The sequence below is a fragment of the Streptomyces sp. NPDC004327 genome (assembly GCF_042873935.1).
Classification (GTDB): Bacteria; Actinomycetota; Actinomycetes; order Streptomycetales; family Streptomycetaceae; genus Streptomyces.
In genome coordinates this window covers 271,323-285,147 of sequence record NZ_JBIAME010000008.1, presented here as the reverse complement: position 1 = coordinate 285,147, position 13,825 = coordinate 271,323, and the positions used below count along the sequence as shown (strand labels likewise).

Below are 13,825 nucleotides of genomic sequence, written 5' to 3'. Positions count from 1 at the left end.
CGTGAACCAGGACGAGTCCAAGCCGCAGCGGACCGAGGACCCGGGCGGCGGCATCCTCATGGGCCGGCCCTTCGGCGTGCCCGTCTACGTCGCACCCAGCTGGTTCCTGGTCGCCGCCCTCATCACCTGGGTCTTCGGCGACCAGATCGACCGCGTCCTGCCCGAGCTCGGCGCCCTGCGCTACCTCGTCTCCCTCTTCTTCGCGATCGCCTTCTACGCCTCCGTCCTCGTCCACGAACTGGCCCACACCCTCGCCGCGCTCCGCTTCAAACTCCCGGTCCGCCGCATCCAGCTCCAGTTCTTCGGCGGCGTCTCCGAGATCGAGAAGGAGACCGAGACCCCCGGCCGCGAATTCCTCCTCGCCTTCGTCGGCCCCCTGCTCTCCCTCCTCCTCGCCGGCCTCTTCTACGCCGGCCTCTACGCCGTCGAACCCGGCACCGTCCCCGCCGTGCTCCTCGGCGGCCTGATGATCTCCAACCTCATCGTCGCCGTCTTCAACCTGCTCCCCGGGCTGCCCCTCGACGGCGGCCGCATGCTCCGCGCCATCGTCTGGAAGATCACCGGCAACGCCATGAGCGGCACCGTCGCCGCCGCCTGGGTCGGCCGCGCCCTCGCCGTCACCGTCCTCATCGGCCTGCCCCTGCTCACCCGCACCGGACTCCTCGGCAACAGCACCGAAAGCGTCTCCGGCTTCACCACCGTCACCGACGCCCTGCTCGCCGCCATCCTCGCCGCCATCATCTGGACCGGCGCCGGCAACAGCCTCCGCATGGCCCGGCTGCGCGAACACCTCCCCGAACTGCGCGCCCGCACGCTCACCCGCCGCGCCATCCCCGTCGAATCCGCCACCCCCCTCTCCGAAGCACTCCGCCGCGCCAACGAGGCGGGCGCCCGCGCCCTCGTCGTCGTGGACGGCCACGGCACCCCCACCGGCATCGTCCGCGAGACCGCCATCGCCGGCATCCCCCAGCACCGCCGCCCCTGGGTCGCCGTCAGCGCCCTCTCCCAGGACCTCACCGACGGCATGAAGGTCCCCGCCGACCTCACCGGCCAGCCCCTCCTCGACCACCTCCGCGCCAGCCCCGCCACCGAATACCTCGTCGTCGAGGACGGCGGCGAGATCTACGGCGTGCTCTCCACCACCGACGTCGAGAAGGCCTTCGTGAAGGCCATGGCACGACCCTCCTCGTAACACCGGCAGACCACTTCCGAGCCCAAGGGGCGCGGCGCTGCCGAAAGGAAGAGCGCGCCGAGGCGCCGAGGAACCAGCTGCCGAGCACGGCCGACCGCCGGCAGTGACATGAGCGCTCCGGAGGGGAGGAAGTGCTTGATAAGGTGGCTCACATGTCCGAACCGACCGGTGCCGCCCGCCGTCGCGGGCCCTTCAAGGTCGGGGACCAGGTCCAGCTCACCGATCCCAAGGGACGCCACTACACCTTCACGCTCGAAGCCGGGAAGAACTTCCACACCCACAAGGGTTCCTTCCCGCACGACGAGCTGATCGGTGCTCCCGAGGGCAGTGTTGTCCGTACCACGGGAAACGTCGCCTACCTCGCGCTGCGCCCCCTGCTCCCCGACTACGTCCTGTCCATGCCCCGCGGTGCCGCCGTGGTCTACCCCAAGGACGCGGGGCAGATCCTGGCCTTCGCCGACATCTTCCCCGGCGCCCGCGTCGTCGAGGCCGGCGTCGGCTCCGGCTCGCTCAGCTCCTTCCTGCTGCGGGCCATCGGCGACAGCGGCATGCTGCACTCCTACGAGCGCCGCGAGGACTTCGCCGAGATCGCCAAGGGCAACGTCGAGCGCTACTTCGGCGGCCCGCACCCCGCGTGGCAGCTGACCGTCGGCGACCTCCAGGACAACCTGTCCGACACCGACGTCGACCGCGTCATCCTCGACATGCTCGCCCCCTGGGAGTGCCTGGAGGCCGTCTCCAAGGCCCTCGTCCCCGGCGGCATCCTGTGCTGCTACGTGGCCACCACCACGCAGCTCGCCCGCACCGTGGAGTCCATCCGCGAGTTCGGCTGCTACGCCGAGCCGCAGCCCTGGGAATCCATGATCCGCAACTGGCACGTCGAGGGCCTGGCCGTCCGCCCGGACCACCGGATGATCGGCCACACCGGCTTCCTCGTCACCGCCCGCCGCCTCGCGGACGGCGTCGAGCCCCCGATGCGCCGCCGCCGCCCCGCCAAGGGCGCCTACGGCGAGGACTACGAAGGCCCCAACAAGGGCTGAAGGCCCCGACAAGGGCTGATGCCGCCAGGGGCTGACGCCCCGACAACGCAAGCGTGCCGCCGTCGACTTCCCGCCCACGGGCCGGAAGAACGACGGCGGCACACGCGCATCCTGAGCGACTCCCCGAGGCCCCCGACCGTCCCCCGACGGCCACCCCGGCAGGAAGCCACCCCGACTGTTCCGCCCGCCTGTGACGTGTGGCACGATGCCCGCAACTCCTCCTTCCGCACCACCCTCACAGGAGACTCCTCGCGTGCAGACCTCCGCCGTCACGGACCTGGCGCACACCCACGCCCGGCCGGTGCACTGGCTGGCCACCGCCACCGCGATGGCCGGAGTCGTCGCCCTCGCGGGCATCATCCAGCCCGGACCCGCCGGAGCCACCGCCGCACCGCCCACGCCGCGGCCCGCCCCCGACGCCGCCACGGCCCACTACCCGCTCCAGTGCGGGGGAGCCCCCAGCAGGATCGCCCAGAAGGCCACCGGAGACCTCGACGGCGACGGAAACCCGGAAACCGTCGCAGTCGTACACTGCGAAGCCGGCTCCGGCACACCGCCCAGCGGCATCTACGTCCTCACCCACGGCAAGGGCCCCGGCGCCCCCGCGGCCCGGGTCGTCGCCACCCTCGTCGAGCCCGCCCAGCAGAAGAACGTCACCGGCTTCGCCATCCGCGACGGCATCGTCCGGGCCACCCTGCTCGGCTACTCGTCCCCCGACGTCCCCAGCTGCTGCCCCGACCAGAGCGAACAGGTCACCTGGCGCTGGCGTGGGGGAACGTTCGTCCGCACCGCACAGGACGAGGCCCGCGCGATCTGAACCGCCGGGCCCGCCCCGAGACCGTCACCCCGCCGTCACGCGGCGTCGGGACCGTACACCTCGACGCCGTCCCGCACCCGCCGCACATGGATGCAGTCGCCCGGGCACTCCTTCGCGGAGTCCACCACGTCGACCAGCAGCGGCAGCGGCACCGGCGTCGTCGCCCCCGGCTCCTGCAGCAGCTCGTCGTCCGCGCTCTTCACATAAGCGAGCCCGTCGATGTCGAGCTCGAAGACCTCGGGAGCGTACTGCACACAGATCCCGTCCCCGGTGCACAGGTCCTGGTCGATCCAGACCTCCAGCGCCTCCTCGGCGCCCACGGCCGGGGCCTCGTGCTGCACGCTCATATCTCCTGCCGTTCCTGCGTCGCGCGGACAAGTCGGGCCAAGCCTGACGGGTGTTGACCACCCATGACGATACCTCCGGCCGCTTTTGCGGACTGCGCCGGTGGGTATTCCCCTGGCGTGAGGGGAAGCGCAAGGGTGAAGATCGGACACACCCCGGAGTCTTTTTGATCTAGGGGTTTCAATCATCACCCGCCCAGGTAGGGTCAGGAAGCGTCCAGCTCCCCTTGGAGGAGGTGAGGACCGTGGCAGCCCACGACGACGACATCAACCGCGGCATCCGGCCGGGGCGGGGGTCTGAGGACCCCGCCGGCCAGGTTGCCTATCTCGAGCAGGAAATCGCCGTCCTGCGCCGCAAGCTCGCCGACTCTCCGCGTCACACGAGGATTCTCGAGGAGCGGATCGTCGAGCTGCAGACGAACCTGGCCGGCGTGTCCGCGCAGAACGAGCGGCTCGCCAATACCCTCCGTGAGGCCCGCGACCAGATCGTGGCCCTCAAGGAGGAGGTCGACCGGCTCGCACAGCCGCCGGCCGGCTTCGGTGTCTTCCTGCAGGCCAACGAGGACGGCACATGCGACATCTTCACCGGGGGCCGCAAGCTCCGGGTGAACGTCAGCCCCAGCGTCGAGCTCGACGAGCTCAGGCGGGGCCAGGAAGTCATGCTCAACGAAGCGCTCAACGTGGTCGAGGCCATGGAATTCGAGCGCGCCGGGGACATCGTCACCCTCAAGGAGATCCTCGAGGACGGCGAGCGCGCCCTGGTCATCGGCCACACCGACGAGGAGCGGGTGGTGCGGCTCGCCGAACCGCTGCTCGACATCACCATCCGCCCCGGCGACGCCCTGCTCCTGGAACCCAGGTCGGGCTACGTCTACGAGGTGGTCCCGAAGAGCGAGGTCGAAGAGCTCGTCCTCGAAGAGGTCCCGGACGTCGACTACGACAAGATCGGCGGCCTGGGCAACCAGATCGAACTGATCCGCGACGCGGTCGAGCTCCCCTACCTCTACCCGGACCTCTTCAAGGAGCACGAACTGCGGCCCCCGAAGGGCATCCTGCTCTACGGCCCGCCCGGCTGCGGCAAGACGCTGATCGCCAAGGCCGTCGCCAACTCCCTTGCCAAGAAGGTCGCCGAGGTCACCGGCCAGCCCGCCGGGAAGTCCTACTTCCTCAACATCAAGGGCCCCGAGCTCCTCAACAAGTACGTCGGCGAGACCGAGCGGCACATCCGCCTCGTCTTCCAGCGTGCCCGCGAGAAGGCGAGCGAGGGCACCCCCGTCATCGTCTTCTTCGACGAGATGGAATCCCTCTTCCGCACCCGCGGATCCGGAGTCAGCTCGGACGTGGAGAACACCATCGTCCCGCAGCTGCTCGCCGAGATCGACGGCGTGGAGGGCCTGGAGAACGTCATCGTCATCGGCGCCTCCAACCGCGAGGACATGATCGACCCCGCGATCCTCCGCCCCGGCCGGCTCGACGTCAAGATCAAGATCGAGCGCCCGGACGCCGAGGCGGCCAAGGACATCTTCGCCAAGTACCTCACCGCCTCCCTCCCGCTGCACTCCGACGACCTCGCCGAGCACAGCGGATCCAAGGAGGCGGCCGCCCACGGAATGATTCAGTCCGTGGTCGAGCAGATGTACGCGGAATCCGAGGAGAACCGCTTCCTCGAGGTCACCTACGCCAACGGCGACAAGGAAGTCCTCTACTTCAAGGACTTCAACTCCGGCGCGATGATCCAGAACATCGTCGACCGGGCCAAGAAAATGGCCATCAAGGCATTCCTCGACCACGACCAGAAGGGCATCCGCGTCTCCCACCTCCTCCAGGCCTGCGTGGACGAGTTCAAGGAGAACGAGGACCTGCCCAACACCACCAACCCCGACGACTGGGCCCGGATCTCCGGAAAGAAGGGCGAGCGGATCGTGTTCATCCGCACCCTCGTCACCGGAAAGCAGGGCGCGGACACCGGCCGCTCCATCGACACGGTGGCCAATACCGGTCAGTACCTGTAGTGACGCGCACCGGCTGCGGATGTCCGGAAACCGGGCATCCGCAGCCGTCGCTTTCCACTCACCCGCCACACACGGATTCGCTTCGATTCGCTTCTGATCTCCCCGTACGCGCGAGGCCGCTCTAGGCTCGTGGGTACCGCCGATTCACGCACTGTGCGGGAAGCGGCGCCGGGCAAGGAGGGCCGCATGACCGTACGGCGAGTAATGGGCATCGAGACGGAGTACGGGATCTCCGTCCCCGGGCATCCCAACGCCAATGCCATGCTCACCTCGTCCCAGATCGTCAACGCCTACGCGGCGGCGATGCACCGGGCGCGCCGCGCCCGCTGGGACTTCGAGGAAGAGAACCCGCTGCGGGACGCCCGCGGCTTCGACCTCGCCCGCGAGGCCGCCGACAACAGCCAGCTCACCGACGAGGACATCGGCCTCGCCAACGTCATCCTGACCAACGGGGCCCGGCTCTACGTGGACCACGCCCACCCCGAGTACAGCGCCCCCGAGGTCACCAACCCCCGCGACGCCGTCCTGTGGGACAAGGCCGGCGAGCGGATCATGGCCGAGGCGGCCGAGCGGGCCGCCCAGCTCCCGGGCGCCCAGCCCATCCACCTCTACAAGAACAACACCGACAACAAGGGCGCGTCCTACGGCACGCACGAGAACTACCTGATGAAGCGGGAGACCCCCTTCTCGGACATCGTGCGCCACCTGACGCCGTTCTTCGTCTCCCGCCAGGTCGTCACCGGCGCCGGCCGCGTCGGCATCGGCCAGGACGGCCGGGAACACGGCTTCCAGATCAGCCAGCGCGCGGACTACTTCGAGGTCGAGGTCGGCCTGGAGACCACGCTCAAGCGCCCGATCATCAACACCCGCGACGAACCGCACGCGGACGCCGAGAAGTACCGGCGGCTGCACGTGATCATCGGCGACGCCAACCTCTCCGAGATCTCGACGTACCTCAAGCTGGGCACGACGGCGCTCGTCCTGTCCATGATCGAGGACGCCTTCATCACCGTCGACCTCGCCGTCGACCAGCCCGTCCGCACCCTCCACCAGGTCTCGCACGACCCGACGCTCCAGTACCTGATCACGCTGCGCAGCGGCCGCACACTCACCGCGGTGCAGCTCCAGATGGAGTACTTCGAGCTGGCCAGGAAGTACGTGGACGAGCGCTACGGGTCGGACGCCGACGAGCAGACCAAGGACGTCCTGGTCCGCTGGGAGGACACGCTCAACCGGCTGGAGAACGATCCGATGAGCCTGGCCGGCGAGCTGGACTGGGTCGCCAAGCGGGAGCTCATGGAGGGCTACCGGCGCCGCGACGACATCGACTGGGACGCGGCCCGGCTGCACCTGGTCGACCTGCAGTACGCGGACGTGCGGCCCGAGAAGGGCCTGTACAACCGTCTGGTGGCCCGCGGCCGCATGAAGCGCCTCCTGGACGAGCCGGCGGTCGAACGGGCCGAGACGAGCCCTCCGGAGGACACCAGGGCCTACTTCCGCGGCCGCTGCCTGGAGCAGTACGCGGACGACGTGGCCGCGGCCTCCTGGGACTCGGTCATCTTCGACCTCCCCGGCCGCGACTCCCTCCAGCGCGTCCCCACCCTGGAACCCCTCCGGGGTACCCGGAACCACGTCAAGGAACTGCTCGACCGCTGCAGGACCGCGGAGGAACTGGTCCGCGTCCTTTCCGGCGGCTGAGTACTTCTGAGTAGCCCGAGCGCGGCTGAAATGCCCGGGCACTGGGAATCATGAGACCAGTGCCCGGACGTTGCAGAAACTGCGGGGCCGATGTCAGTCCCGGCTTGTAGGGTCTGATCTTGTACAGATCCAATCGAGCGGGCCGATTCGAGCGGGGTGAGGTTAATGGCGACCAAGGACACCGGCGGCGGACAGCAGAAGGCGACGCGTTCCACCGAGGAGGTCGAGGAGACCACGGCGGAGGCGAGCTCCGACCTCAAGGAACGCCAGGAGAAGCTTTCGGACGACGTGGACTCCGTTCTGGACGAAATCGACGACGTCTTGGAGGAGAACGCCGAGGATTTCGTGAGGTCGTTCGTACAAAAGGGTGGCCAGTAAGATCATTTGACCTTCGAATCGAAGGTGCATGGGGGGCTCGTGGTCAATCCGGTGCCGCAAGGCATGAAGCGGTGCTCGCGTTGTCGGCGGGTCCAACCTCGCGAGGCTTTCGCCAGCAATCGCGCGATGCGCGACGGATTGCAGGCGTACTGCCGAGAGTGTCAGGCCGCGCATTACAAGGCGCGCCAGGAGGCGGTGGGGCGGACGGTGCGGGTCAAGGTGCCCGTGCCGTCTGGCCATAAGCGGTGTCCTCAGTGCGGAGAGGTCAAGTCTCACTCTGAGTGGGAGCGGAACAGGACCAGCTCGGATGGTTGGGCCAGTTACTGCCGGGAGTGCCGGGCGCAGCGCAATCGTGCCTCGTACTTCAAGCGCAAGTACGGCATCACCGAAGCCGAACGCGACCGGATGATCGCCGTCCAAGGCGGTGTCTGCGTGATCTGTCAGGAGGGGCCGGCGGAGCATGTGGATCACGATCATCGGACGGGTAAGGTCCGGGGCGTGCTCTGCTTCAGTTGCAACGCGGCTCTGGGGCAACTCAAGGACCGGCCGGACGTCATAAGACGTGCAGCCGCTTACGTGGAAGGAAACCTGTGGAACCCAACACTCGTAGCACAGGGCGTCTACCGGCAGCCTTCCTGACGCCGGGCTCGTCCTCCTTCATCGACTTCCTGGCGAGCCACTCGCCGGAGCTCCTCCCGGGCGGCCGGAAGCTCCCCGAGGGGATCGTCGAGGCGCCGCACGGGACGACCATCGTCGCCGCCACCTTCCCCGGGGGCGTCGTGCTCGCCGGTGACCGGCGGGCGACCATGGGGAACATGATCGCGCAGCGGGACATCGAGAAGGTGTTCCCGGCGGACGAGTACTCGGCGGTCGGCATCGCCGGCACCGCCGGTCTCGCGGTGGAGATGGTGAAGCTGTTCCAGCTGGAGCTGGAGCACTTCGAGAAGGTGGAGGGCGCCACGCTCTCCCTGGAGGGCAAGGCGAACCGCCTGTCCACGATGATCCGCGGAAACCTGGGCATGGCCATGCAGGGCCTCGCCGTCGTCCCGCTCTTCGCGGGCTGGGACGAGGGCCGGGAGAAGGGGCGGATCTTCTCCTACGACGTCACCGGCGGCCGCTCCGAGGAGCACGGGTACGCCGCCACCGGCTCGGGTTCGATCTTCGCGCGCGGGTCGATGAAGAAGCTCTACCGGAACGACCTGACCGAGGAGCAGGCCACCACGCTCGTCGTGCAGGCGCTCTACGACGCGGCGGACGACGACTCGGCGACCGGTGGCCCGGACCTGGCGCGCAGGATCTTCCCGATCGTCACCGTCATCACCGAGGACGGCTTCCGCAGGCTCACGGAGGAGGAGTCCTCCGAGCTGGCCCGGTCGGTCACCGAGCGGCGTCTGGAGCAGCCCGACGGGCCGCGCGCCGCGCTGCTGTGACCGTTCGTGACCGTTCGTCGATTCTCCGTCGATCCTCGTAGAAGCCTCTCAGGCCGGAAGAACCGGTAGATCCGGTAGAAAGGGACGGTAGCCGGTGTCCACGCCGTTCTATGTCTCACCCCAGCAGGCCATGGCCGACCGGGCGGAGTACGCCCGCAAGGGCATCGCCCGCGGTCGCAGTCTGGTCGTCCTCCAGTACGCCGACGGCATCGTCTTCGTGGGCGAGAACCCGTCGCGCGCGCTGCACAAGTTCAGCGAGATCTACGACCGGATCGGCTTCGCCGCGGCCGGCAAGTACAACGAGTACGAGAACCTGCGCATCGGTGGCGTGCGCTACGCCGATCTGCGCGGCTACACCTACGACCGTGACGACGTCACGGCGCGTGGTCTGGCGAACGTGTACGCGCAGACGCTGGGCACGATCTTCTCCAGTGCGGGCGAGAAGCCGTACGAGGTGGAGCTGGTCGTGGCCGAGGTCGGCGCGGAGCCCGATGGCGACCAGATCTACCGGCTGCCGCACGACGGGTCGATCGTGGACGAGCACGGTTCGGTCGCGGTCGGTGGCAACGCGGAGCAGATCAGTTCGTTCCTGGACCAGCGGCACCGGGACGGGATGTCGCTCGCGGAGGCGCTGAAGCTGGCCGTGCAGGCGCTGTCGCGGGACACCAACGGGACGGAGCGGGAGATTCCCGCCGAGCGTCTGGAGGTGGCGGTCCTGGACCGGACGCGTCCGCAGCAGCGGAAGTTCAAGCGGATCGTCGGCCGGCAGCTGAAGCGTCTGCTGGAGGCGTCCGACGTGTCCGTGGTGAAGACGGACGACCCGTCGGACGAGGCTCCCGAGGAGTAGCGGGAGTAGTCGCCGCGGGTCGGTGACGAGGGCCCCGGTGCCGTACGCGCGCGTACGGCACCGGGGCCCTTTCGTGTGTGTGTCAGGCGGCCGGTGCGGGGCCCGAGGAGCCTCGTACGGTCAGGGTGACGGGCAGGTCGCCGGCGTCGGGCTCGCGGCCGTCGAGGACGGCGAGGAGGGCGGCCATGCCGCGTTCGCCGATGCGTTCGGCGGGCAGGCCGACGGTGGTGAGTTCGGGTTCGACGGCGGTGGCGAGGGCCAGGTCGTCGAAGCCGGTGACGGAGAGGTCCTCGGGCACGCGCAGGCCGAGCCGGCGGGCGGCCTTGCAGGCGCCGGCGGCGAGGATGTCGTCGTCGCAGATGACGGCGGTGGGCCGGGGGCCGGGTGCGGTGAGGGCGTGTTCGGCGGTCTTGCGGGCGCCCTGGACGTCGAGGGGGGCGCGGACGGTCGTGACGGAGGCGTCGCGCAGGGCGTGGGCGAGGGCGGCGGCGCGGACGTCGAAGGTCCAGGACGGTACGGCCGAGGCGAGGTGGAGGAAGCGCCGGTGGCCGAGGGCGAGCAGGTGGCCGGTGACCTGGCGCATGCCGTCGGCGATGTCGAGGTTCACGTGGGCGGCGGCGCCGCTGGCGGTGGGGTCGCTGTCGAGCATGACGAGCGGCAGGTCGGTGGAGTCGAACGCCTTGAGGGCGTCGGTGGCCATGGAGGAGGCGATGACGCCGTCCAGGGCGGCGCGGGCGGAGGCGAAGGGGTCCCGGGCGGGGCCGATGCCGTCGGGGGAGGGGTAGAGGACGACGCCGAAGCCGTGCCGGGCGGCGACGGTGGCGGCGCCGGTGTAGACGCGGGCGAAGAACTCGTTGGTGAGGGCGGGGACGACGAGGAGGGCCGTGCGGGTGCGGCCGAGGCGCAGGTTGCGGGCGGCGAGGTTGGGGCGGTAGCCGAGCCGGGCGGCGGCTTCGCGGACGGCGCCGGCGGTGCGTTCGGAGACCCGGCCGCGCCATTTGTCGCCGAGGACGAGGGAGACGGTGGCCTGGGAGACCCCGGCCGCGGCGGCGACGTCCCGGCTGGTGGGGCGGTGTGCGCCGAGGGGTTCCGGGCTGTGCACGCGTACCTCCGCGGCGGCTGGCTGCTGGTGGGTCGGCACGCGCGGGGTGGACCGGCGTGGTGTCGACATGGTACGTATGACGCCGAACGTTATACGTAAAACTTGAGACGTGAGACGACGACGCAGACCCTGGGACAGGACCTGCGACACGAAACCTGGGGCGGATGCCCGGGGAGGGAGACGGCATGGCCACCGAGGCCAAGGCGAGCGGCGGCTATCTCGACATCCTGCGGGCGCCCCATGCGGCGCGCCTGCTCGCCGGCACCCTCGTCGGCCGGCTTCCCAACGGCACCGGTCCCATCGCCATCACGGTCTTCACCCGGGCCGAGGGCGGCAGCTACAGCCTCGCGGGCGGTCTCATCGCCGCGTACGGCCTCGCCACCGCCGTCGGCCAGCCGCTGCTCGGCCGGGCCGTCGACCTGAAGGGCCAGCCGCGCGTCCAGCTGCCCGCCGCGGTCGTCTCCGCGGTCGGCATGGCCGCCCTGGCCGTCACGGGCATCGGCAACCTGTTCCTCGCCTACGCCGCCGTGCTGGTCGCCGGGCTCTTCACGCCGCCGCTGGAAGGCGGTCTGCGGGCCCTGTGGCCGAGTGTCCTGGGCCGGGAGGACCGGGTGCACCGCGCGTACGCCATGGACGCCGTCGCGCAGGAGGTCATGTTCACCGTCGGGCCGCTGCTCCTGACGCTGATCGTGGCGCTGTGGTCACCGGCCGCGGCGCTCGTCGTCATCAACGTGCTCGGCGTGCTCGGCGCGCTGTCGGTGGTCGTCTCCAAGCCGTCCCGGGCCTGGCGCTCGGCCACCCGGGAGGCCCACTGGCTGGGTGCGCTGCGCTCGCCCGGGCTGCTCGCCCTGCTCGGCTCGTTCTTCTTCGTCGGGCTGGCCCTCGGCTCCATCACCGTCGCCGCCGTCGCCTACGCGGACGACCGCGGAAACCAGGCCGTGTACGGCTGGCTGATGGCCGCGCTCGGCCTCGGCGCCCTCATCGGCGGCACGGTCTACGGGGCCCGCCAGTGGGCCGGTGCGCCGGAGCGGCGGCTGCGGGTCCTCGTCCTGCTGCTCGCGCTCGGCTACCTGCCGCTGCTGCTGGTGCCCGGCCCCCTCGCCATGACGGCCCTGACCGCCCTCGCGGGCGTCTTCCTGGCCCCGGCCCTCGCCTGCGCCTTCATCGTGGTCGACCGGCACGCCCCGACCGGCACCGTGACCGAGGCGTTCTCCTGGCTCGTGACCACCTTCGGCGTCGGTGCCGCCCTCGGTTCGGCCGTCTCGGGCCCGGCCGTGGAACTCGCCGGGACGCCCGCCGGATTCGCCGTGGCCGGCGTCGGCGGCTTCGTCGCCTTCCTCGTCCTGCTCGCCACCGGCCGGGTCCTCGACGCCTCTCCGCGGCCGCGACACGCCGTCAGCGGGGGCGGCGGGAACGAGGGGCCGCGGGCCGCGGAGGCCGAAAAGAACGCGCACGCCTCGTAAATCGATCGGAACGGGGTCGTCGAACCCGGTTTCAGAAGAGGCCGTCAGGCGTAATGTTCTGACATGGACCGCCGCATTTTCGGGCTGGAGAACGAGTACGGCGTCACGTGCACGTTCAGGGGACAGCGCCGACTGTCTCCTGACGAAGTGGCGCGGTACCTCTTCCGCCGTGTCGTGTCATGGGGCCGCAGCAGCAATGTCTTCCTGCGGAACGGCGCCCGCCTGTACCTTGACGTGGGTTCGCATCCGGAATACGCAACTCCCGAATGCGACAACGTGGTCGAACTGGTCACCCACGACAAGGCCGGCGAGCGCATTCTCGAAGGACTCCTCGTCGACGCGGAACGCCGCCTGCACGAGGAGGGAATCGCGGGCGACGTCTATCTCTTCAAGAACAACACCGACTCCGCCGGAAACTCCTACGGCTGCCACGAGAACTATCTCGTCGCCCGCCACGGCGAGTTCTCGCGGCTCGCGGACATCCTCATTCCGTTCCTCGTCACCCGTCAGCTCATCTGCGGCGCCGGAAAGGTGCTGCAGACCCCGCGTGGTGCCGTCTTCTGCGTCTCCCAGCGTGCCGAGCACATCTGGGAGGGCGTCAGCTCCGCCACCACCCGTTCGCGCCCCATCATCAACACCCGCGACGAACCGCACGCGGACGCCGAGCGCTACCGCCGGCTCCACGTCATCGTCGGCGACTCCAACATGTCCGAGACGACCATGCTGCTCAAGGTCGGCGCCACCGACCTGGTGCTCCGCATGATCGAGGCGGGCACGGTGATGCGCGACCTGACCCTGGAGAACCCGATCCGGGCCATCCGCGAGGTCAGCCACGACATCACCGGCCAGCGCAAGGTCCGCCTCGCCAGCGGCCGCGAGGCGTCCGCCCTGGAGGTCCAGCGGGAGTACTTCGAGAAGGCGTCCGACTTCGTCGACCGCCGCGGCATCCGCAGCGGCACCGTCGCCCAGGTCCTGGACCTGTGGGGCCGGACCCTCGACGCCGTCGAGCACGAGGAGCTCGACAAGATCGGGACCGAGATCGACTGGGTCATGAAGTACCAGCTCATCGAGCGGTACCGGGCCAAGCACAACATGACCATGTCGCACCCGCGGGTCGCCCAGATAGACCTCGCGTACCACGACATCCACCGCCGCCGCGGGCTGTACTACCTGCTCCAGAAGAACGGGCAGGCGGCGCGCGTGTGCAACGACGTGAAGATCTTCGAGGGCAAGTCCGTGCCCCCGCAGACCACCCGGGCCCGGCTCCGCGGCGACTTCATCCGCCGCGCGCAGGAGCAGCGCCGGGACTTCACCGTCGACTGGGTCCACCTGAAGCTCAACGACCAGGCGCAGCGCACGGTGTTGTGCAAGGACCCGTTCCGTTCGGTCGACGACCGGGTGGAAAAGCTGATCGCCGGAATGTAGGACGCGGACAACGATCCGTACGGCAGCACCGTCGGCCCCGCACGTTTCACGTGCGGGGCCGACGGCATCACAGAGCG

The 13,825-nt window shown here is 69.7% G+C and carries 13 protein-coding genes; 11 read left to right on the top strand and 2 right to left on the bottom strand.

Annotated elements, in window-relative coordinates; translation table 11 throughout:
- Nucleotides 1-58 precede the first annotated feature (58 nt).
- The 3 genes from ACFYU9_RS27425 (at nucleotide 59) to ACFYU9_RS27415 (ending at nucleotide 3,049) form a co-directional block, all read left to right on the top strand.
- Complete coding sequence (locus ACFYU9_RS27425; protein ID WP_389213115.1) at nucleotides 59-1,192, top strand: site-2 protease family protein; 1,134 nt, start codon at nucleotides 59-61, stop codon at nucleotides 1,190-1,192.
- Nucleotides 1,193-1,344: 152 nt separating this feature from the next.
- On the top strand, nucleotides 1,345-2,232 hold the full coding sequence (locus ACFYU9_RS27420; protein ID WP_019884997.1) for a tRNA (adenine-N1)-methyltransferase: 888 nt from the start codon (nucleotides 1,345-1,347) through the stop codon (nucleotides 2,230-2,232).
- A 253-nt stretch (nucleotides 2,233-2,485) separates the two neighbouring features.
- Nucleotides 2,486-3,049 (top strand): hypothetical protein, encoded by a 564-nt coding sequence (locus ACFYU9_RS27415; RefSeq protein ID WP_389346363.1) that lies wholly within the window; start codon nucleotides 2,486-2,488, stop codon nucleotides 3,047-3,049.
- Nucleotides 3,050-3,084: 35 nt separating this feature from the next.
- Here ACFYU9_RS27415 and ACFYU9_RS27410 read toward each other — a convergent pair whose 3' ends face one another.
- The gene (locus tag ACFYU9_RS27410) at nucleotides 3,085-3,396 is read right to left on the bottom strand and encodes a ferredoxin (RefSeq protein ID WP_389212653.1); all 312 of its coding nucleotides are present in this window, start codon (nucleotides 3,394-3,396) and stop codon (nucleotides 3,085-3,087) included.
- Nucleotides 3,397-3,638: 242 nt separating this feature from the next.
- On the opposite strand from ACFYU9_RS27410, the gene arc reads away from it, so the two are divergent.
- The 6 genes from arc to prcA all read left to right on the top strand — a co-directional run bounded on the left by arc (nucleotide 3,639) and on the right by prcA (nucleotide 9,758).
- Entirely contained in the window at nucleotides 3,639-5,405 is a 1,767-nt protein-coding gene (gene arc / locus ACFYU9_RS27405) for a proteasome ATPase (protein WP_389212655.1), read from the top strand.
- Between the two features lie 186 nt (nucleotides 5,406-5,591).
- Nucleotides 5,592-7,103: a depupylase/deamidase Dop gene (gene dop, locus ACFYU9_RS27400; RefSeq protein WP_389212657.1), complete on the top strand. Its 1,512-nt coding sequence runs from the start codon at nucleotides 5,592-5,594 to the stop codon at nucleotides 7,101-7,103.
- 165 nt (nucleotides 7,104-7,268) lie between these two features.
- Entirely contained in the window at nucleotides 7,269-7,481 is a 213-nt protein-coding gene (locus ACFYU9_RS27395; RefSeq protein WP_175439096.1) for a ubiquitin-like protein Pup, read from the top strand.
- 63 nt (nucleotides 7,482-7,544) lie between these two features.
- Nucleotides 7,545-8,120, top strand: a complete 576-nt coding sequence (locus tag ACFYU9_RS27390; protein ID WP_389346509.1) for an endonuclease VII domain-containing protein — start codon at nucleotides 7,545-7,547, stop codon at nucleotides 8,118-8,120.
- Nucleotides 8,072-8,911: a proteasome subunit beta gene (prcB, locus tag ACFYU9_RS27385; RefSeq protein ID WP_389212660.1), complete on the top strand. Its 840-nt coding sequence runs from the start codon at nucleotides 8,072-8,074 to the stop codon at nucleotides 8,909-8,911. The genes ACFYU9_RS27390 and prcB overlap by 49 nt, the downstream gene beginning before the upstream one ends.
- Nucleotides 8,912-9,005: 94 nt before the next feature.
- A complete protein-coding gene (gene prcA / locus ACFYU9_RS27380) occupies nucleotides 9,006-9,758 on the top strand; it encodes a proteasome subunit alpha (protein ID WP_389212662.1) in 753 nt (250 codons plus the stop codon).
- A gap of 82 nt (nucleotides 9,759-9,840) precedes the next feature.
- On the opposite strand, the gene ACFYU9_RS27375 is transcribed toward prcA, so the two are convergent.
- Nucleotides 9,841-10,860: a LacI family DNA-binding transcriptional regulator gene (locus ACFYU9_RS27375; protein ID WP_389213117.1), complete on the bottom strand. Its 1,020-nt coding sequence runs from the start codon at nucleotides 10,858-10,860 to the stop codon at nucleotides 9,841-9,843.
- Nucleotides 10,861-11,045: 185 nt separating this feature from the next.
- Between ACFYU9_RS27375 and ACFYU9_RS27370 the strand changes: the two genes are divergently transcribed.
- Both ACFYU9_RS27370 and pafA read left to right on the top strand, forming a co-directional pair.
- Nucleotides 11,046-12,323, top strand: a complete 1,278-nt coding sequence (locus tag ACFYU9_RS27370; RefSeq protein ID WP_389346361.1) for an MFS transporter — start codon at nucleotides 11,046-11,048, stop codon at nucleotides 12,321-12,323.
- Between the two features lie 63 nt (nucleotides 12,324-12,386).
- Entirely contained in the window at nucleotides 12,387-13,748 is a 1,362-nt protein-coding gene (pafA, locus tag ACFYU9_RS27365) for a Pup--protein ligase (protein WP_389212666.1), read from the top strand.
- Nucleotides 13,749-13,825 lie beyond the last annotated feature (77 nt).